The sequence below is a fragment of the Flavobacterium pisciphilum genome (assembly GCF_020905345.1).
Taxonomy (GTDB): Bacteria; Bacteroidota; Bacteroidia; order Flavobacteriales; family Flavobacteriaceae; genus Flavobacterium; species Flavobacterium pisciphilum.
Genome location: NZ_JAJJMO010000001.1, coordinates 724,109 through 745,380 on the forward strand (window position 1 = coordinate 724,109; position 21,272 = coordinate 745,380).

7 protein-coding genes are annotated in these 21,272 nt (G+C 31.9%); all 7 read right to left on the bottom strand.

From position 1 onward, the window contains the following. Positions 1-38: 38 nt before the first annotated feature. Entirely contained in the window at positions 39-1,676 is a 1,638-nt protein-coding gene (locus LNQ49_RS02790) for a cyclic peptide export ABC transporter (protein ID WP_229987258.1), read from the bottom strand. A 12-nt stretch (positions 1,677-1,688) separates the two neighbouring features. Beyond that, entirely contained in the window at positions 1,689-2,048 is a 360-nt protein-coding gene (locus tag LNQ49_RS02795) for a hypothetical protein (RefSeq protein WP_229987259.1), read from the bottom strand. A gap of 101 nt (positions 2,049-2,149) precedes the next feature. Beyond that, positions 2,150-2,851 (bottom strand): thioesterase II family protein, encoded by a 702-nt coding sequence (locus LNQ49_RS02800; RefSeq protein WP_229987260.1) that lies wholly within the window; start codon positions 2,849-2,851, stop codon positions 2,150-2,152. 12 nt (positions 2,852-2,863) lie between these two features. After that, the gene (locus tag LNQ49_RS02805) at positions 2,864-5,296 is read right to left on the bottom strand and encodes a TonB-dependent receptor (protein WP_229987261.1); all 2,433 of its coding nucleotides are present in this window, start codon (positions 5,294-5,296) and stop codon (positions 2,864-2,866) included. Between the two features lie 40 nt (positions 5,297-5,336). Continuing rightward, positions 5,337-6,974 (bottom strand): MBL fold metallo-hydrolase, encoded by a 1,638-nt coding sequence (locus LNQ49_RS02810; protein ID WP_229987262.1) that lies wholly within the window; start codon positions 6,972-6,974, stop codon positions 5,337-5,339. Between the two features lie 8 nt (positions 6,975-6,982). After that, positions 6,983-14,692 carry a non-ribosomal peptide synthetase gene (locus LNQ49_RS02815; protein ID WP_229987263.1) on the bottom strand — a complete coding sequence of 2,570 codons (7,710 nt, stop codon included), beginning with the start codon at positions 14,690-14,692 and terminating at the stop codon, positions 6,983-6,985. A gap of 24 nt (positions 14,693-14,716) precedes the next feature. Beyond that, complete coding sequence (locus LNQ49_RS02820) at positions 14,717-21,247, bottom strand: non-ribosomal peptide synthetase (RefSeq protein WP_229987264.1); 6,531 nt, start codon at positions 21,245-21,247, stop codon at positions 14,717-14,719. Between the last annotated feature and the right edge of the window lie 25 nt (positions 21,248-21,272).

Consider the following 21,272-nt stretch of genomic DNA (forward strand, 5'->3'; position numbering starts at 1 on the left):
TTGTAAGTGTAGTAATCGATTTGAAATGAGCTTAAGCTTTAAGCCCAGATATTCTCTGCCAATTCTTTTTTGTTGGTCGTTTTTATCTCTTTAACAATATGACCGTAATCAAACTTGATTATTCTGTCTGCCAAGTGAAAGTAAGCGTCGTCGTGAGTAACAGCAATTATGGTTTTGCCTTCTTCTTTAAATTTTGGCAAAAGAAATTCATAAAAGTATTTTCTAAAATGTGGATCCTGATCAGCTGCCCATTCGTCTAAAACCATCACAGGTTTATCTTCCAGCAAATTGAATATCAATGACATTCTTTTGCTTTGTCCTTTTGAAAATTTTCTTCGTGTAGAAATATCTTTATCGTCGGCAATGACTTTATCCATTTCCATTATTTTCAATAATTCAGCATAGACTTTATTATTTTCTAAAATATAGTTATCATAGTTTTTAGAGAACAAATGATTATCTGTAAATACTGCTGCAATCAGGTCTTGTATATTTTCTTCCGCTTTATTGTCTTGCTGTCTGGTGTCAATAGTTATTTCACCTTCTGTAGGTTTATATAATCCTGTAAGTAAATTTATAAATGTACTTTTTCCAGATCCGTTTCCTCCAACTATAAAAATGGTTTCTCCTTTTTCGATATTTAAGTTTATCGGACCCAATTTAAAAGACGATTCATCATCTTTACTTGGATAAGAAAAAACTACATCACGAAAGTTCAAGGCATTAAAATCATTAATCTTTATTTCTCCAGATTCTGTTTCTTCATGACTCACTTCAAAGTCTTTGATAAAATTTGAAATTCTTGTATTTGCTACAAAAAAACGGGTGTAGAGCTGTTGAAGATTAATTATATTGTTGATTGGCCCGGATATAAATAAAATAATTACAACATATGCAATAACATCTTCTCTTGTAAGGAGTTCAAATGCCGGCAATACAAATAAAATTATCGATACTACAAAATACAATCCATATTGGCTGATAAGATTTATAGACAGGAACACATAGTTTATATTGAAATCTAAATTCATTGCTTCATCTCTGTTTGGTACAATAAACTTATTCATTAAATTATCTCGTCTTAAAAAACTAATTTTTAACTCTTTAAATCCTCTAATAACGTCATCAACAGATTTATAGTAGCCGTCATTGTATTCTCTTAATTGATTTACTTTTTTTGACATTGTGTTCATTACAATAAAGTAACATGCACCTACCAAAACGATCAGAGCTACCACTATCAAAGCTGATATCCATGAAAGTGTAAACATGTAAATTAAACACAATACAAGCATAAGCACAGAATTGATTGTATGTGTAACCGTATAGGGCAATAAGGAAAAAGTTCTTAAATCCTCAACAACTGTATAAAATCTTTGTGATCCGTATTGTTCTAGTTTCAATAACGGTACACTTAATATCTGTTTAAAGATTTTTTTTTCATTTTCATAAAGCATATTGAAGGAAAACTTATTGAGCTTTTTCTGAAAAATAACATTCAAAAGATATGTATATACGAGAATAGAACTAAACACAATTCCCATATAATTATTAAGGAAGGCTTTATTTCCAGCCATTACATTGTTAATAATATATACTATTGCAAATGTCAATATGGTATTTGGAATGGCATATAACAACAAATAAAGAATCTCTTTGTTTTTTATTTTTAGCACGTTATTATATGTTTAGGTTAGTATTAGTTTAAACTCCATTCTTTCTGCATCAATCAGATTGATTTTCTCTTCAATATCAATTAGAGAGGTATTCCCTTCAAACATTTTTGTCATTTTAAATAATAACTTGACGATGTTTACTATCTGACTATGTTTTTTCTTTTTGTCAGTTTCTGTTAAAATGGTTTCATTAAGCATAAAGTTTAGGCTTCCTAAAATATATTTAAACTTCATTGACAAATGCTCTGAAATTGCCACATTGTTTATTGAAATTGGTTCAAACTCGCCTTTTACCTGTATATTGGTTTTTATGTCAAATATGTATATATGGCCGTTTGCGATATAATATACTTCTTCTGTTGTATTATCCATAATTGTCTTTTTGATTTTAGTTAGTAAACTTCTATATTGGTTTATTAGGGAAACGCATAAATTGATACTGGTTTTAGAAAAAATGAAGCAATTAAAATAATTCAGGCATCACTTAATTTTAGGAAAGAACTTCTTAATACTTTTGAAATTTCCTCTGGATGATTGTAAATAAAAAAGTGATTTCCTTCTAAAATTTTATGCTTAAAACGAGATCCGGTAAATCTGTTCCAATTTTCAATTTCCGGACTAGTTTCCTCTTCATGCCCCATTATAGCATAAAGAGGTGTTTGTATCATGATTTCATTTTCAAATGACATATCGTTTTCAAGGCATTCAAAATCAGCTCTAATGATAGGAGAAAAATAGCTGTAGAGTTCATCATTCAAAAGAACTTCTTCAGGGACACCACCAAGTTTTCTCAGCTCTTCTTTGAATTCTGAGTCGCCTAGCAAATGCTTTGTAATTTTTCTTTTTTCTTTGGCACCTGGTCCTGCATTTCCAGTAACAATAATTTGTTCTGGAAAATGACCTTCATGCTCTAGTTTTGATACCAGGCTTAACCCTAATGTAGCTCCCATGCTATGCCCGTAAATAACAAATGGTGACTGATTTCGCAATTTTATAATCTGATTGAAATAATCTTCAACAGCTTCCTTTTTATTTCTTATCAATTTTTCTACAGATCGTTTTCCTCTTCCGGGCAATTCTAATGGTATGAATTGTATATCGGTCTTAATGTGCTTTTTGAGAAAATCAAAAGAATAAATGCTACCTCCGGCAAAATGTAATAAAAACAACTGCATAAAATTTGATTTTTAATTTCTGTTACTCTCTTTTATCTGTCTTTCTTTAAATTGTTTTTCTGCAAAACGATATAGAAGTGAAAGGGTGAATTGTCTTCCATTTCGATTAGAAATTCTATTTATTGTATAGCTGTCATTTATCGTAGTTACCTTTTCTTTTCTGGTATCTAAAACGTTGATAGCATTGACACCAACAGTTAATTTATTGGATAAAAAACTTTTGTTTACTGATAAATTCAGGTAATAAATAGCTGCTGTTGTTGTCTGAGCGTTTTGAATTTTTCCGCTATAACTCCAAAACCCCTGAAAATTAAGATCTTTAGGCAGTTTTACCTGTGCTCTTATCTGAAACTGCCAGTATTGACTTGAAAAATCGAAATCCTGTCCTTCATATATTCCTTTTTGTGAGAACTTATAAATATTAAAGCTGGAATAAAGACTGATTCTTTTTATTGGATTGTAATTCAATGTAGCTTCGAGTCCGTATTTATCTTCTGAGTCTAAGTTGACCGGTACAGTAACAAAAGAATTTTCTCCATCCTGATACACATAATACTGCATAACATCTTTTGTTCTATGATAATATATGGAACTGCTCAGGTATACCTTTTCAAAATTTTTATTGGCTCCAAATTCATACGCATCCACATATTCCGGATTCAAATCTGGATTACCAGCAAGTTGATAAGTAAAATCTTTTATTTCATTAAAAGGATTCAGATCCCAGATCGAAGGCCTGTTTATTCTTTTACTATAACTTAGTTGTAATCCCGCTTTTTCGGAAAAAGCGTAACCTAAATGTACTGTAGGAAACAACCGATTGTAATCGATACTTTTTGTAAATTCCTGTTTGTCATCTTCAATTTTAACAGATGTATATTCATCTCTTAAACCTAGCTGATAGTTAAATTTTCCCCATTCACTTCCATACTGAATGTAGGCTGCTCCAATTGTTTCTTTATAATCTAAATCATTATCCAGTCCTTTAAAAACTTCCCACTGATCTGAAATCAGGTTTTCGGCGAGGTATTTATTTGTAACATTACGATGCTCTCCTTTTAAACCAAATTCTAAATTTCCTTTTTCTTTTACGGGTGTAACATAATCTGTCTGTAAAACATAATCTTTATTACCATTTTGGTTATTAGTTCTCAATTGCATCGGGTTTTCTACATCCGGTATTGTTTTTTGCGTACTAATATTCCAGTCTTTGGTACTATCCCAGAAATCATATTGAAAATCGATCGTAAATTTTCTTCCTTTTTTATCAAAATTCTTTAAATAATTTAGTTCTATCTGATTGTAACTCCTGTTTTCCAGAGACTTTGTATTTCTATTAAAAATACTGTCTGCCACATTTCCTGTGTTATAATTATATCCTAATGCAGACTTATCTTTGTCTTTTGTTACATTAATATTATAGGCAAGAGTAATGCTTTCCTTATCTGTAAAATAATAGTCAAAACCACCATAGAACAAAGCTCCGTCATCGTGTCTGTTTTCTTTTTCAAACTGATATAAATTTCTGTTTGGACCTAACTCATCAGATACTTGATTCGAACTGTATTTTCCTTTATAATCTGTGTAACGTTCTCCAACAGTGGCAAAAAAATTGAATTTATTTGTTTTGTAGTTTATAGAACTTCCTATCCTTGAATCTATAGGAACTCCATATCTTAACGTTAATTGACCATTTACACCATCTTTTTTGTTTTTCTTCAGGATAATGTTCAATATTCCGGCAGAACCTGTTGCCTCATATCGGGCAGAAGGATTAGTAATGATCTCTACTCTGTCTATATTTATGGCAGGAATTTGATCTAAAGCATTGTTTAAGGTCAGTCCGCTTCGTCTTCCGTCTATTAATACTGTTACATTCGAGCTTCCTCTTAAACTTACCTGTCCGCTAGCATCAACCGTAACTGATGGTATGTTTTCTAATATTTCGAGTGCAGAATTACTTTGTGCAAGGATGTCTTTGCCCACAGTAAAAACTTTTTTATCTCTTTTATAAGAAAGCGTGCTTTTTTGACCTGCAACCACAACCTCGTTAAGAATGTTTATATTGGCCTGAAGCTTTATCTCTCCCAGATGAGCTTTTTTATTAGCGTTATCCAGAGTTAATTTTTTTGAAAATGTAGAATAATCGTTATAGCTTACCTCAACAATGATATTTTGTAAAGGAGCCTGCATTTCAAATGTTCCATTGGCCTCTGTTATTCCGGCGATCAAAAACTTTCTATTTGAGTCTAATACGGCTACATTCGCATAAGGCATTGGTTCAGATTTCTCATTAACGACTTTACCCGAAATAGTTCCTTTGAAACTAACATTAGTTTGTGTACTCGTTTTTGTACTAGTCTGTGCATTGATTTGCACATTGGTTAATATGCTAAAAAAAAGCAAGATGAGTATAGCAATTCTAGTCCTGATTTTATATTTCATTATTTAATTTTTAAACTATTCGGATTATTATTTTATCAAACTAATTTGTTACGACTTCATTCATTTCAGATTTGTACTCGATTATTTTTTCACCAAACAATCTTTCTGATTCTACACCTTTGTTTCGACAATATTCTAAAAGCTGATTTGATTGTACAATTGGTTCTGATTCACTGGTATATTTAATAGAACTTATGTGTTTTAGCCATGGCTCCATACCCATTGCGTAGACAAATACATTTTTGGCAGAGAACACATCAATCAATGCTTTTGCCTGTTCAAAATTACATCCTGCCAATCTTCTGGATTCATCCATATCTCTCTGAATTGGATTAGGCAATAATGGTCCGTAAAGCCATGATAAAGGTGCTCCATGACATTCCATTCCTAAAAATACTACATCAATGTCTCCTATTACCTTGTGAATTCTTTCATATAATTTTGGGGCTATATTACAGGAGTCAGCAGCAAATAACATTTTAAGTCCATCATTATATTCGATGCTATGACAGATCTTACTTCTAACATCCAGATCACAATGTTCTCCAATGAATGGAAGACCAGTGATTTTAAAATCAGGGAAATGTTTAACTTCCATATCGCCTAATTCTATAATGTTTTTGAATCCGATTTTTTCAAACATAATTTTCAAACTTGGATCCTGAATACTTCCTCCACCACATTTAGGAACAATAATATTACCTATTCTTCCTCTTATTCTCAATAATGTTTCGAATAGAATATGATCCTGATGATTGTGTGTGATAAGTATATAATCTATTTTTTCCGGTAAATCTTCATATGAAAATCTCGAAATATCGGTTTCATAACCATAACTGATGATTGGGTCAACCAAAATTGTTGTTTCTTTTGTTTCTGTTAAGATACAGGCATGTCCAAAATATCTCGTTAATACTCCTTCCCCATCGTATTTTTTGTATTCTTTAGGTTTTTCTGTTGTAAAAAATGTTCTAAACAAAATTTCCTCATCTTCATCTGTTATCTCAAATATTTCTAATATTTCACTATACTTTTTAGGTTTTAGAGACATTCCAAATAAACGGTCTATTTTATCGCTTTTAAACGGAAGGTCTAATCTCAAAATTTCAGGAGATGCTAATTTTGGTGTGCTTAGAACAAAACTTCTAGAATCATCATCTAAAACTAAAAATAAATTGACACTTTGTATTTTTTCATCATAATACTCCGTTTCATATAATAAAGCTTCGAAAAAGCGAAAAGAAGGATTGTTATTGATATCATACACTAATTCTACCAGCCCCTGAAGACTTTCTGGTATTTTTGCATACAAATCGATTAAAGCATAACCCTTTGCATTATTTTTTAATAAGCTATGTAGTTCCAGTATGTCGTCATTAAGTTCTAATAGCTTAGCACATCTTTCTGTAGTAATATCAATTAATGATTGAATCTCGTCAACACGCTCCCCATTATAATCAATAAATGGTCCACCAAGCATTTTTGGGTTTTTTACAGCTGCCGCATGAATCATTGGATTCTGAACATATGATTTCATAATTTTTAGATGTCTCGATGTGATGTTCATTGCAGCTGTGGCAGGCGAAACAATATGCGGCCATGCATACCAGTTATCAATTAACGGCTCGATTACTAAATTAGGCTTGATGTAAACTAAATCTTCATTATGTACTCTCATGATATTTGTTATTTTTCTGTTGATAAAAATTTTTCTTGATTTTTTGGTAGTTTTGCAAATCGGCTTTCTGTATTAATTTCGATAATCAGCCCGTTATCGAACATGCTACTTTTAATTTCTAAAGGATAATTCTGTTTTCTTAACAGGTTTGTCACTTTTATTTCATTATTATCCAATTCAATATCCGGATTTTGAGTACCAGATAGGTCTAAATTGTTAAACGACCCTAAAGTAAACTGACTTAGTTTAAAGTTGTTTTTGTTGTAAAAGGCTTGGTTTAATAAACCATACGGAATTTGCTGATATTCTTTTGAAACCAAATAATTTCTTTGAATTTCTGAAGCTGTAATCTCCATAGAAGCACTATTTTCTAACCTAACCGGTACCGGAATTGTATTTGTAAACTGTCCTATTCTATTTTCCAGATCAAAACCCATTAATTGGGTATCTCTTGAATTAACTGTTATCTCAATCAGGAATGTTGAATTCATTCTTATGTAATTCTTCAGACAGTATGATAGAATATAATTACTTAACAATATTCCGTTTGATCGGCAGAATTGTTTTATTTCATTTAATTCGATTTCACCAATTTTCACCAAGATCTTTTTAGATTCTGTTTCTGCTTTTCTATCAAAAGGATGTGTTAGCAAATCATTCGATTGATTGTTTTCCAAAATATCAGAAAGTGATACTATTCTATTCTCAAGTGATTTTTTAAAATAAGCTGAGTCAATATATTTCTTTTGAATTTTGGCAAAAATTCCATTACCTCCAACTTTAAGACTAATACTGTTTTCATTTCCGTTGTATTGATCATGAATGTATTGCATTAACATATTATTGGATTGAAAATCAGTAATAATATGATGAATCGTGATTTGTACAATAGCATTTACATCATCATGACAAATATCGATATGACACATATCTCCTTTATCCAATTCAAATGGTTTGTTTTTTGCTTTTAACAAATATTCCTGAATATTTTTACGGTCTGCCAGATTAGTCAGATTGTATATAACATGTGGTGTAAACTCAGCAATAGGAATCAGTTCCTGATAATTTTCATCACCATCTTTAATTATTTTAATTCTTAATTCTGGAATTAATTCAAATATTTTAAAAATGGTCTTAGCAAATTTCTCTTTATCAAAAGGAGTTAATTCAAATGTGAAATATTGAATTGGATGCTCGTAAATGCCATCATTTGTATATACCTTTTGATTCTCTGATAATGCAATTCGTTCTTTATAAACATTTAGTTCGTCTACATCTACCAACACTACATCCTCTTTTTCGAGATGTTGTGCTAATTCGTTTATTTTTGGATACTTTAAAATTTTAAGTACCGGCAATATATATCCTTCTTTTTTTAATCTTGCAGCCACCTGAATAGACATCAATGAGTTTCCGCCTACTTCATAAAAATTATCGTCGATTCCTATTTTCTCAATTCCAAGAACCTGTTGCCATATTTCTACCATTTTCTTTTCGACTTCATTTCTCGGGGCTGTATATTCTTTTCTGATAATGTCTTCTCCAGTAATATCAGGTAATAATTTGCGGTCTACTTTTCCGTTAGAATTTAATGGCATAGATACCAGCTCTACATAGAAACCAGGAATCATATAATCTGGGAGGTTTTGGGCTAAATAGGATCTTAATTCTGATTTATCTATAGTATTTGATACTGATACATAATAAGCAACTAGTACTTTTTCTCCTTTAATTTCTTTTGCAACAACAACAACTTGCTTTAAGGATTCTGAATAATCAATTATTCTGGCTTCTATTTCTCCTAATTCTATTCTGAATCCGCGAATTTTTACCTGTTGATCTTTTCTGCCTAAAAACTCTATATTTCCATCTGGCAACCATGCTCCCAAATCTCCAGTATCATACATTTTAGTTCCGGGCTTAAATGGATTTTCTATAAACTTTTCAGCAGTTAATTCTGGTTTGTTCAAATATCCTCTTGTTATTCCTGCCCCTGATAAATATATTTTACCCGGAATACCTACCGGAACTAATTTTAACTGTTCGTCTACAATATAAGTTTGTGTATTAGTGATTGGCTTTCCTATAGGAATAGACAAATAATCTTTTCTGTCAATCTTAAAATAAGTGCTGTATGTAGTATCTTCTGTAGGGCCATATAAATTATAAACCTCAGCAGTTTCTAAAGGTAATCGTTGAAGAATATCATAAGATATAGGTTCACCTGCCATATTTAATATCGCAACTTTATTCCATGAAACTCCTTCTTCTAATATTTCCCTCACCACAGAAGGTACTGTATTTATCAATATTTTATCTTCTTTTTCGATAAAGTCACGAATCTCTAACCCATGTTGCAATACTCTCAGTTTTTTTCCTATTGATAGTGTATAAAACATTTCATATACCGATAAATCAAAGCAATAAGAAGTTGCAGCAAATACGATATCAAAGGCATCTGAATCAAATAGTTTATCAGACCATTGTATCAGCTCTACTGTATTTCTATGTTCTACCATTACCCCTTTTGGATTACCTGTTGTTCCTGAAGTATAAATTACATAAGCCAAATCTTGTGGCGAACTGATATTTTCGAGATTTGATTTTGAAAAACGTTCCTGATTTGCATAAAACAATTCTAATTCTTCATGATCCAAAATCAACTTGCAATTACTGTCTTTTTCGATATAATCAATACGTTCCTGAGGATATGCCGTGTCTATAGGAACATAAGCTCCTCCTGATTTTAATATTCCGAAAATAGCCAGAATCATTTTCTCGTTTCTATCCAGCCTTATTCCTATCAAATCATTAGGTTTAATATTAAATTTGTCTCTTAAATAGCTTCCTAACTGGTTTGCTTTTTGATTCAATTCATTGTAGGTAAGGCTTTTATTCTCAAAAAGAACTGCAATACTTTCCGGTGTTCTTTTTACCTGATCTTCAAATAAACTGATAATTGTATCTTGGTTGGCATGTAAATATTCTGTGTCGTTAAATCTGGTCAACAATTCTTCTTTCTCCTCTGCCGAAATAATAAAATTCCTGTCAAGAATATTTTCAGGTTGCTTTATTAAGATATCTAGAAACGCTGTATAATAGTTTTGAAGCTTTGCTATTGTGATGCCATCTTTTAATTTTCTCTGCTGACGCCATGATACTTTTATACCATTACCAATTGGTCGCACAAACAGATCTAAAAAAGTATTTGTGGCTTCGAAACTGATATCATCAAATTGAGATTCCTTGATTTCCTCTATGTGTTTTAAATCAAGTTCATTGTAAATATGAAAATCAATATAATTAAACATGGTATCAAAAAAAGGATTCTCTTCTCTGTTACTTTTTGAAAAACGGGTATGCAATTCAAATAAACTAATGCCTTCAAATTGTTTTTGGATATTGATGAGTTGATTTATTTCCTTTACAAATTGCAGTATTGAACCTTCTGTTCTTTTTATTCTAAATGGAATCGTATTTAAAAAACACCCCAGCACTTTATCTCCATCTTCAGATAATGGTCTGCCACTTGTAACAATACCTGCCACAACATCATTGTCGTATGTGAGCATTTGCAATGTATACAGATAGGCTGCAAAAGTTATTGTTTTAAGGCTAATAGATTGATTTACACTAAATTCTTGTAATGCATTATATCTATCACCATTCAGAACAAAATCAGTATTTTTAACAACTATTTCTTCTGTAAAAATGTCCAGACGCTTGTAATCTTCAAGCATGTTAGCCCAATATAGATTATGGCTTTCGCTTTTCTTGATGCATCTTTGTTCAAATACATACTCTTTATACGTTAGTGATAGTCTTTTTAATGATGGAATTTCTCTTTTTTCCAAAATTGCAACATAAGTATTGTTGAGTTCTGTCATTAAAGATGCTACGCTCCAGCCGTCAAGTATAGCATGGTGAAACTGAAATAACAAATGCCACTCATTTTGGGCAGTTTTATAGATTTTCATTCTCCATAATCCTGGTTTTGTTATTTCAAAAGGGTTTTCTGTTCGCTCCTGAATCATAAATGTTTGAATTTTATGATGCTGGTCTTCCTTATTTTCATTAGAAATATCTTCAAATCCCAATTGAGTTTTAATGCTATTATAAACAAGATGAACTGGTTCACTATAGTTTTCTAAATCGTAGGCCGTGCGCAGGATTTCATGTTTTTTTGTCAAAACAGTCATTGCTTCAGTAAATAAATCCTGTTGAAAATTTGATGTGGGTACAGGAAAGAAAAACTGGTCATGATATACTCCGTTATTTCCGTTTATAGAAGAAGCATATAACATACCTAATTCTATATCGCTCATAGGAAAAATCGAAGCAATATTTTTTTCATCCAATCTCAGTTCTTCTGATAAACGTTGAAAATCTTCCTCTATTTTTATTTTTACAATAGGAGGTATTTCACTTTCTATACGTTCCAGTTGTATAGACAATAGTTCTTTGATGGATAATAAAGCATAAATATCAGCTAGTTTATAATTTAGCCCCAATTCTTTATTAATTCGACTCAGTATTCTTATCGATCGTATGGAATCACCGCCCAGTTCAAAGAAATTATCCGTAATACCTATTCTTTCAACTCCCAGAACATCTTGCCAGATTTCTGTTATTTTTCTCTCTGTTTCATTTGAGGGTGCTACATATTCTTTACGTATCAGATCTTCTCCTATTATTTCTGGCAGTGCTTTTTTATCAATTTTTCCACTTGATGTTAATGGTACGTTTTCTAGAACAACATAAAAGCCCGGAACCATGTATTCTGGTAATTTTTGCTGCAGATAATTGCGCATTGCTGCTTTATCAATTTCCTGCTCCTGCAAATAATAGGCTACAAGTTTCTTCTCGCTGTTTATTTCTTTGGTGGTCACCACGACTTTTTTAATTCCCGGATAGTCCATGGTCGCTTTTTCGACTTCTCCTAATTCAATCCTGTTCCCTCTAATTTTTACCTGATTGTCTATTCTTCCAATATACTGTATAGTACCATCCGGCTTCCATTGTGCGATATCACCGGTTCTGTATACATAATATCCCTCTCTAAACGGATCCGGAATAAATCGTTCCTGAGTAAGCTGATTTAGGTTTAAATATCCTTTGGCTACTTGAATTCCGGAGATTAACAATTCGCCTGCAACACCCATGGGCTGAAGTTGAAATGCATCGTTAACAATATATATTTTTGTATTCGCTATTGGTTTACCAATACTTACTCCCTCGCGAATTGTATCAACATTGGTAAGATCGATAGCTGTTACATCTATAGCAGCTTCTGTAGGTCCATAAAGATTATGAAGGCGTGTCTTTGGAAATTTTTCTTTACAGTTGTATGCCATAACTGCAGGCAATTCTTCTCCACTACAAACAATATGTGACAAACTACTTGCACTAACTGTTGTGTTTTCTAATAAAAATACACCCAGCATAGAAGGTACAAAATGAATGATTGAAACTCTTTTTTCTTCAATCACATTTTGCAAATAATAAGGATCTTTGTGTCCATCTGGCTTTGCTATTACCAATGTGCTTCCAGTTATAAACGGTAAAATCAATTCCCAGACTGAAACATCAAAAGTATAAGGTGTTTTTTGAAGAAATACATCTTTTTCAGTAACTTCAAGGTAATCTTTCATCCACATCAAACGATTGTATAGACCTGCATGATGATTCAATACTCCTTTTGGGTTTCCTGTTGAACCAGAGGTGTAAATACAATACGCTAAATTTTGCGTTTTGGCGGTTACTATATCATTTGTTTTACTGTAATTTTCCTGAAGATTTTTAAATTTTTGAAATTCATTCTCATCCAAACAAGTTTTCAAATTACCATCTTTGATAATATAAGTTATTCTATCTTTTGGATAAGTAGTATCTATAGGAACATAAGCTCCTCCTGATTTTAGTATTGCAAATATGCACACGATCATTCTTTCACTGCGATCTAAGAGTATTCCAACCAAATCGTTTGGCTGAATCGCATAGAAATCTTTCAAATAATGAGCCAATTGGTTAGATTGTTCTTCTAACGCTCTATAAGTAATTTCTTTATCCTCAAAAATAATGGCAATATTATCAGGTGTTTTTTGTGCCTGTTCTTCAAATAATTTTACTATTGTTTTGTCTTTTGGATAATCAACCAATGTATCATTTAAACCAAACAGCAAATGATTTTTTTCTTCCTGAGAAACATAATCAATCTCCTGAAGTAAAACATTAGGATTTTTTAAAGCCTGAATAAATATATTTTCTAAATGTGAAAAGATTTGATTTATCTGACTGAATTCATAAACATCAGTATTATAAATGATATTTAGTGCTAATCCTTCTTCAGATTCTGTAAAGATAAATTCGATATCAAATTTCGAGCTATTAGTGCCTTTTCCGTACCCTTCAACTTTCAGGTCTTTTACAGACTCTTCATTGCTGAGATTACTCAACTGACTTTGATTTTGTAAAACAATCATAATATCAAACAAGGTAGATCTGCTTCGGTCGTGTTTAAGGTTCAGTTTATCTACCAGCTCATCAAACGGATAGGTTTGATGCTCATAAGCTTCAAGCAATATCGTTTTTTCTGCTTTTAATAATTCTAAAAAACTTTGATTTTCAGTTATTCTTGTTCGTATAGCCAAGGTATTCAGAAATAATCCTATTTGCTGTTCTAAATCCGGGTGCTCTCTTCCAGCTATTGGCGTACCAATAATAAGATCTGTTTGAGAAGAATATTTATAGAGTAATGTTTTTACTCCTGTCATCAAGGTCATAAACAAGGTTACATCCCGAGCTTTTGAAAAAGACTGTATCTGATCTAAAATTTGTTTTGAAAACAGGTATGAACAATTATTCCCATTATAGGTTTTAACTGTTGGTCGTGTTTTAAAACTTGGTAAATCAAGTACTGGTAATTCTCCTGAAAACTGATTTAGCCAATATTTTTCAGAAAATTTCTGTTTTTCTTTCCCTATTTCGTTATTTAGCCATACAGCATAATCTTTATACTGTATTTTTAATTCGGGTAAATTGATTTCTTTTTCCTGAACCAATGAATTGTAAATCGTGATAATTTTAGAAACTAGTAATTGTATCGACCAGCCATCTCCAATTATATGGTGCATAGACAAGAAAAATATATGAATATCATTGCTTAAACGAATTATGGATGATTTTAGCAAAGGAGCTTGCTCCAAATTAAAAACCTCATTGTTTTTTTGTAATAAATATTCATAAACGGAATGATCTGGGTTTATTTGATTGCCGAAGTCTTTTCTTTCTATCTTAAAATCAACAGTATGCATTGGTACAACATACTGATGAACCTCTCCTTCTTCATTCGTTTTGAAATAAGTTCTTAAAATTTCATACTGTTCTATTAAAATCTGAAAAGAACGCTCTAGTTTAACCAAATCAATGTTTCCTGTAAATTTTACGGTCAATGGCATATTATAAGCTAATGAACCGCCTTCAAACTGACTTAAAACCCACATTCTGTGCTGAGAAGCCGTTAATGGATAATATTCTTGTTCTGGAGCTTTTGCAATATGGGAAAAAGCAGAAAACATTCTGATCAAATCTTCCTTGTTCGCTTTTATTTCTTCGATAAGATCCGGAGTCAGCGCTCCTTTAGGCGCACTAATATCCAGTTTGCCATTTTGGGCATTCAGAATAATTCCTAATGATTTAAGTTTATTTAATATCTCCATTCTAAATGATGTTTTTTATAAAAGCTAAAGTGATATTTTTTCATATTCCTGTGTAGAGTCAACGGTCTGATTTTCATTCAGAAGAATGTAATCAATCACTTTAGACAATCCTTCAATATCTGGTGTTGAAAAAAAGTTTTTAATTTGAATTAGCACCCCAAATTCTTCATGAATCCTATTGATAATCTGAACAATAAGTAAACTATGACCTCCTAACTCAAAAAAGTTATCTGTAACACCTGCTTTTTCAATCCTGAATATTTCCTGCCATATCTCCACAAGTTTTTCTTCTGTTTTATTTCTGGGTGATACATACTCTTTTGTTGCCGTATTATTACCTGATATATCAGGAAGAGCTTTTCTATCTATTTTGCCATTAGGTGTCAATGGTAAGGATTCCAGCTTAAGATAAAATCCAGGAATCATATATTCCGGTAATTTTTTCAGCAAATAATCTCTAATTTCTGTAGTATCTTTTTCTGTTTCAGACACATAATAAGCAACTAATACTTTTTGTCCATTAAGATCATTTACATCTACAACAACTTGTTTTAAATCTTTAGAATATTGCAATAAAACTGATTCAATTTCCCCCAGTTCTATTCTAAAACCACGTATTTTAACCTGCTGGTCTTTTCTTCCTAAATATTCTATATTTCCATCAGGAAGCCATTTTGCAATATCACCAGTGTTATACATTCTGATTCCGTCTAAATTGGGATGATGTATAAATTTCTCGTTTGTCATAACCAGATTATTTCTATAACCTGGCGATAAACCAGCACCTGATAAGTATAATTGCCCTTCAACACCAAGAGGTAAAATATCTAAATTTTCGTCGAGTATAAAAGCTTTTGTATTTGCTATTGGTTTTCCAATAGGAACTGTTTTATACTGCTTTTGAGATAATTTGTATCCAGTACTATAGGTTGTATCTTCCGTTGGACCGTAAAGGTTTCTAACTTCAATTGAAAGCTCCGTAAGCTTATGAGCAATATCAGTTGGAAAAATTTCTCCGGCTAAATTGATCACAGAAACATTTTCAAGATTGTACCCTTGCTCCAGAATATATCTGATAGAAGAAGGAACTGTATTTAATAAAATAGCCTTTTCTTCTAAATACTGTCCGATTTGTAGAGAATCCCTTAAAATCCTTATTCTTTTTCCAATGGACAAAGTATAGAACATTTCAAAAATAGAAAGATCAAAACAATGTGATGTCGAAGCAAATACAACTTCAAATAAAGTGCTGTCAAATTCTTTTTCTGCCCAATTAATTAACTCCAAGGCATTGCTATGGCTAATCATAACTCCTTTAGGCAGACCTGTAGTTCCTGAAGTATAAATTGTATAAGCCAGTTCTTCCTTATGAATGACAACAGACGGATTCTGGTTTGAAAAATCGCTTTTTACTGCTTTAAAAAGATGCAGGACTTCATCTGTAATGATTAATTTGCATTTACTGTCTCTTTCAATATATTCGATTCGGTCTTCAGGATAGTTAATATCTAAAGGGATATAGGCAGCTCCAGTTTTTAAAACTCCTAAAATGGCGATCAGTAAATTTTCATTTCTTTCAAGTTTTACTCCAATTATATCTCCAACCTCTATTTTGTATTTTTGAATCAGATAATCTGCCAGCTGATTTGCTTCAATGTTAAGCTCTTTGTAACTTACATGGTTTTCACCAGAGCTTACAGCAATAGCATCAGGGATTACAGCAGCCTGTTTTTCAAATTTTTCGAATAACGAATTCGATTTTGAAACAGGAATCTGTGTAGCATTAAACTCTTCAATTATGCTTTTACGAACTTCTTCAGAAAGAACTTCATAGCTGTTTATTACCGAATTGGGTTTATTAGCAATTAAATGCAATACTCTTTTGAAATTGGCAACAAATTCCTTTGTTGTAATCCCTGATTTGAATTTTCGTTTTAGTTTAAAACTTCCTCTAATTCCGCCTCCGGTTCCGCTTAACGTAAAAATAAGATGAGTGTTTACATTTTCGAATGAATTTACATCCAAGGAATCTGTTGATTCTTCGCCGTTATTTTCCTTTGTTTGATCCTTATCTCCATACCCTAAATTTTCATAAATATGAAAATTTACATAATTGAAAATACAGTCAAAAAAAGGATTGTCTAAAGAGGAATTGTTATTCACAACTTTATTGATGTGGGACAGAGAAAGTCTGTCTTTCCCTTTCAATCCATTCAGATTTTCCTGCAATGTTGTAATAAAATCTTTCCATGTGGCTGATTTTTCTATTCTCATTCTAAGAGGAATTGTATTCAGGAAACAGCCTAAAACTTTGTCCCCATCCTCACTCATTGGTCTGTTATTAGATACCACCCCAACCATGATGTCTTTTTCGTAACGCAACAAGCTTAAAGTATACAGGTACGATCCGAGAAAAATATTTTTTAACGTTGTATTCCACTCTTTTGCTGCTTTTTCCAATTCGCGAATTTGTTCACTCTCAAAATATTCATCGTAGGCATCTGCTGTTTCTTCTTCTGAAAAAATGTCCATTCTCTCGCTATTTTGAAGGTAATTTTTCCAAAAATCAGAATACTCCTTATTGTCTTTATCAATTAAGGAATCGATAATGCTTAATTTATTATTCGTTTTTAATGGTGCTACAACTACTTTTTCGTTTTTGGCCAGTTTAAAATAAACCTCAAACAATTCGGTATTAAGGGAAGCCAAACTCCAACCGTCTAAAATAGCATGATGAAATTGAAATACATACACCATTTTATCCGTAGAAACCCTAAAAATAGCGGCGCGCCAAAGCGGGGCATTTACAATATCGAACCTTACTTTTCTTTCTTCTTCCAGAAATATTCTGATGTGTTTTTCCTGTTGTTGTTTTTCTAAATGTGTTATATCATAACAGTTAACATAAAAATCGACTTCATTATTTACAATCTGAACTCCATCATATTGAGTAATATCAAAAGAAGTTCTAAGAGTTTCATGCTTTTGAATCAAATGACGAAAAGCTTCATTAAACGTATGCAGTTCGATGACTGGAATTACACACACAAACTGGTCGTGGTATACACTTTCCTTCTGATTCTTATAATACTCGTAAACCATTCCTTTTTGAATATCGCTCATAGGATAAGCGTCTTCGATTTGTTTCGGATGTGTGTTTTTCAATACAATTTTGCTTTTTATCTCATCCAGTTCTATTATTTTATGTTTTCGGACATCAGAAGTATTTCCTCCTTCTTGATTTTGAATATACTCAGCGAGATTTTTCAATACCGAACATTCGTATATTTTATGCAAATCGATTTCTTTCTTAAACTGCTTTTTCAGTTGTGTCAGCATCCTAATCAGTAGGATAGAATCCCCGCCGATAAGGAAGAAGTCATCGTTTACACTAATTTCTTCAGTATGCAATAACTCACTCCATATTTGAGCCAACTTCTTCTCATGAAATGTTTTGGGAGCTTCATAATTAACTTTTTCAAGTTCAAATGACTCTAAAAGTTTCTTTCTGTCTAACTTTCCATTGCTAGTAAAGGGAAATGATTCAGATTGAATAAATACATTCGGCACCATATATCTTGGCAATCTGTTTTTCAAGAAATCTTTTAGTATTTCAATTAAAACTATTTCATTTGATGTAAAAAAAGCGACCAATTGTAGATGATTTTGATGTCCTTTTTTCACTAAAACTACAGCTGTGTTTATTTTATCAAATTCTTGTATGACAGTTTCAATCTCTCCAAGTTCCATTCGATAACCATTAATCTTAACCTGATTATCATTTCTGCCCAAGAACTCAATTTCTCCTTTTGCATTCCATTTACCCACATCACCCGTCTCATAAATAAGCCCATCATCATGAAATGGGTTCTTAATGAATTTTTCATTGGTTAATGCTTCATTTTTATAATATCCTTTCGCTAATCCTACTCCACCGATATATACTGCCCCAACTGTTCCTACCGGTTTTGGGCTTAAAAACTTATCCAATATATAAAATTGGGTGTTGTTTATTGGTTTTCCTATGTTTGAAGCGTCTTTGGGTTGTTCAATTTTTTTGATACTTGACCAGATTGTTGTTTCTGTTGGTCCATACATATTCCAAACTTCCAAACTATGAAGAACCAATTTTTCTGCCAAGGGTTCACTTAATAAATCCCCTCCGCACAATACTTTTAATTTCTTGTCTCCTTGCCAATCTGCATTAAATAACATCTGATAAAATCCCGGTGTAGCCTGAATTATCGTAGGCTTTATTTTCTCTATTTTTTGAATAATTAAATCCGGATCGGATAAAATATCCTGACTTGCTATATATAGAGAAGCTCCTGATATTAATGGAGTAAAAAATTCTAATATAGAAATGTCGAAAGAATATGTTGTTACTGAAAATAGCATATCATTTGAACTAAACCCTGGCTTTTGTTGCATACTAAACAGAAAGTTAACCAACGATTGATGTCCTATCTTAACACCCTTAGGTTTCCCAGTTGATCCTGATGTGTAAATTATGTACATCAAATCAGAAGGCTTCAAATCTATGACAGGATTGTCCGTTGATTCATATTGAAAATCATCCCAATTATCAATATTCAAGCAGTTGCCTTTATTTTTTTCAGAGAGTTTTTCACTAATTCTACGAGTAGTAATTATAATTTTTGAATCAATATCCCCTAAAATATATTTTATTCTTTCTTCCGGATATGCAGGATCAACAGGCACGTAAGCAGCTCCAGCTTTCAATATTCCTAATAAGCCAACAATCATCTCTAATGATCTTTCCAAGTAAATGCCAATCAGATCTCCTTTTTTTATTCCTTTATTAATAAGGCAATTTGCTAATTGATTAGATCGTTCATGCAATTCCTGATAGGTCAAACAATCGTCTTCAAATAGTACAGCCACTCGATTGGGTACCTGTTGCACTTGGTTTTTAAAAAGATCTAAAACGGTATTATTCTCTGGATATGAAACCTCTGTATTATTAAACTCATAAATCAATTTATGCTTTTCTTGATCTGATACCAAATTGATGTTTTTCAGTTTTGCATTATCAGTACTGATAATCTGTTTCAATGTATACTCGAAATGACTAGCAATCATTTCAATATATTCCTGATTGATAATACTTTGATTGAATTTAAAATGCACACACAATACTTCATGCAGATCTGCCTGAACAGATAACGGATAATTATTATTTTCCTGAACGCTGTAATTCTGTATTTCTAAATCGTTTGGTGATTTTTTTCCTTTGTATTTGTTTATCGGAAAATTTCTAAAAACAAACAGAGTATCAAAAAAACCATGCTGGATATTGTTATATCTTTTAATACTACTTAATGCCGTATGCTGAAACTCTCTTGCTTTTACATGCTGATCCTGTAATACCTGCAACCATGATGATACAGAATCATTTTCATCGATTCTGGCTCTAAAAGGAATTGTATTAATATACAGTCCTATTTTTTCTTCGTACTTAGTTTCTAGCGGTCTTCCTGAAACTGTAACTCCAAATACGATATCATTGTTTGATGTATATCTTGCCAATAGCAAAGCCCAAATACCCTGCAACAAAGTACTTACCGTTATATTAACCTGTTTCGTATATGCCGTAATTTTATCTGTAAACGGCTGATCAAAATCTAAATAAACATCTTTGTAATCTCCAATCGAATGCTGATGCTCTAATTGATTATTGACAAAAGGAAATAATGATGGTTCACTAAAATTTTCTAAATAAGATGTCCAAAACAATTTTTCCTGTTCCGGATTAATGCTTTTTAAATATTTTATATAATCCTCAAATTTGTCTTCTTCACGTACTGGCGGAACTCCATTTTTTGTATAAATACTATAAGCCTCAACAAATTCTTTCATCAATATCTGTCCTGACCATCCATCCCATAGAATATGATGTTTTGTCCAGATCATTCTGACTGCTTTATCATTAACCTGCACCAAGGTAATACGCATTAACGGAGGATTCTTAAAGTCAAACTCTTTAGATTGCTCATTTTGCAACAATGCCTCAAACTGATTTTCTAATTCCTCTTTCTCAAAATGTGTATAATCAACATGCTCATAATCAAAATTTATTTTTTTATAGACACATTGTACAGGTATATTCAATTGGTCATGAATAAAAGCTGTTCTCAAAATCGTGTGGTTTTTTATCACATATCCCCATGCTTTTCTAAAAGCATTTAGATCCAGCCCATCCGGAAATTCCATATTAAACTGTGTCTTATATGTAGTACTTTTGGGATTGTACAAACTATGAAACAAAATGCCTTCCTGTAATGGGCTCAATTCGTATAAAGCAGAAATATCTTCTTTGTTAATTTTGTGATCATTGGTATCAATATCCTTTTTTAAAAAGGCTACTAATTCACTTTTATTACTTTTAATAAAAGTCATGATTTCAGCATCTTTTTTAATTAATTCAATCTCATTCGAAGATAATTTTCCCTCCGATCCTTTTAATATTAAATCATTACCTTGTACTTCAAGAGTCAGCCCAAGAGCTGCTATTTTATTTAAAAATGGATTCATATCTTTAATCTAATGATGGGTTATG

What these genes read in the sequence shown, in the direction of transcription:
- LNQ49_RS02815 (WP_229987263.1), bottom strand. Translation starts at nt 14,692, where the DNA reads ATGGAGATATTAAATAAACTTAAATCATTAGGAATTATTCTGAATGCC.
- LNQ49_RS02800 (WP_229987260.1), bottom strand. Translation starts at nt 2,851, where the DNA reads ATGCAGTTGTTTTTATTACATTTTGCCGGAGGTAGCATTTATTCTTTT.
- LNQ49_RS02820 (WP_229987264.1), bottom strand. Translation starts at nt 21,247, where the DNA reads ATGAATCCATTTTTAAATAAAATAGCAGCTCTTGGGCTGACTCTTGAA.
- LNQ49_RS02795 (WP_229987259.1), bottom strand. Translation starts at nt 2,048, where the DNA reads ATGGATAATACAACAGAAGAAGTATATTATATCGCAAACGGCCATATA.
- LNQ49_RS02810 (WP_229987262.1), bottom strand. Translation starts at nt 6,974, where the DNA reads ATGAGAGTACATAATGAAGATTTAGTTTACATCAAGCCTAATTTAGTA.
- LNQ49_RS02805 (WP_229987261.1), bottom strand. Translation starts at nt 5,296, where the DNA reads ATGAAATATAAAATCAGGACTAGAATTGCTATACTCATCTTGCTTTTT.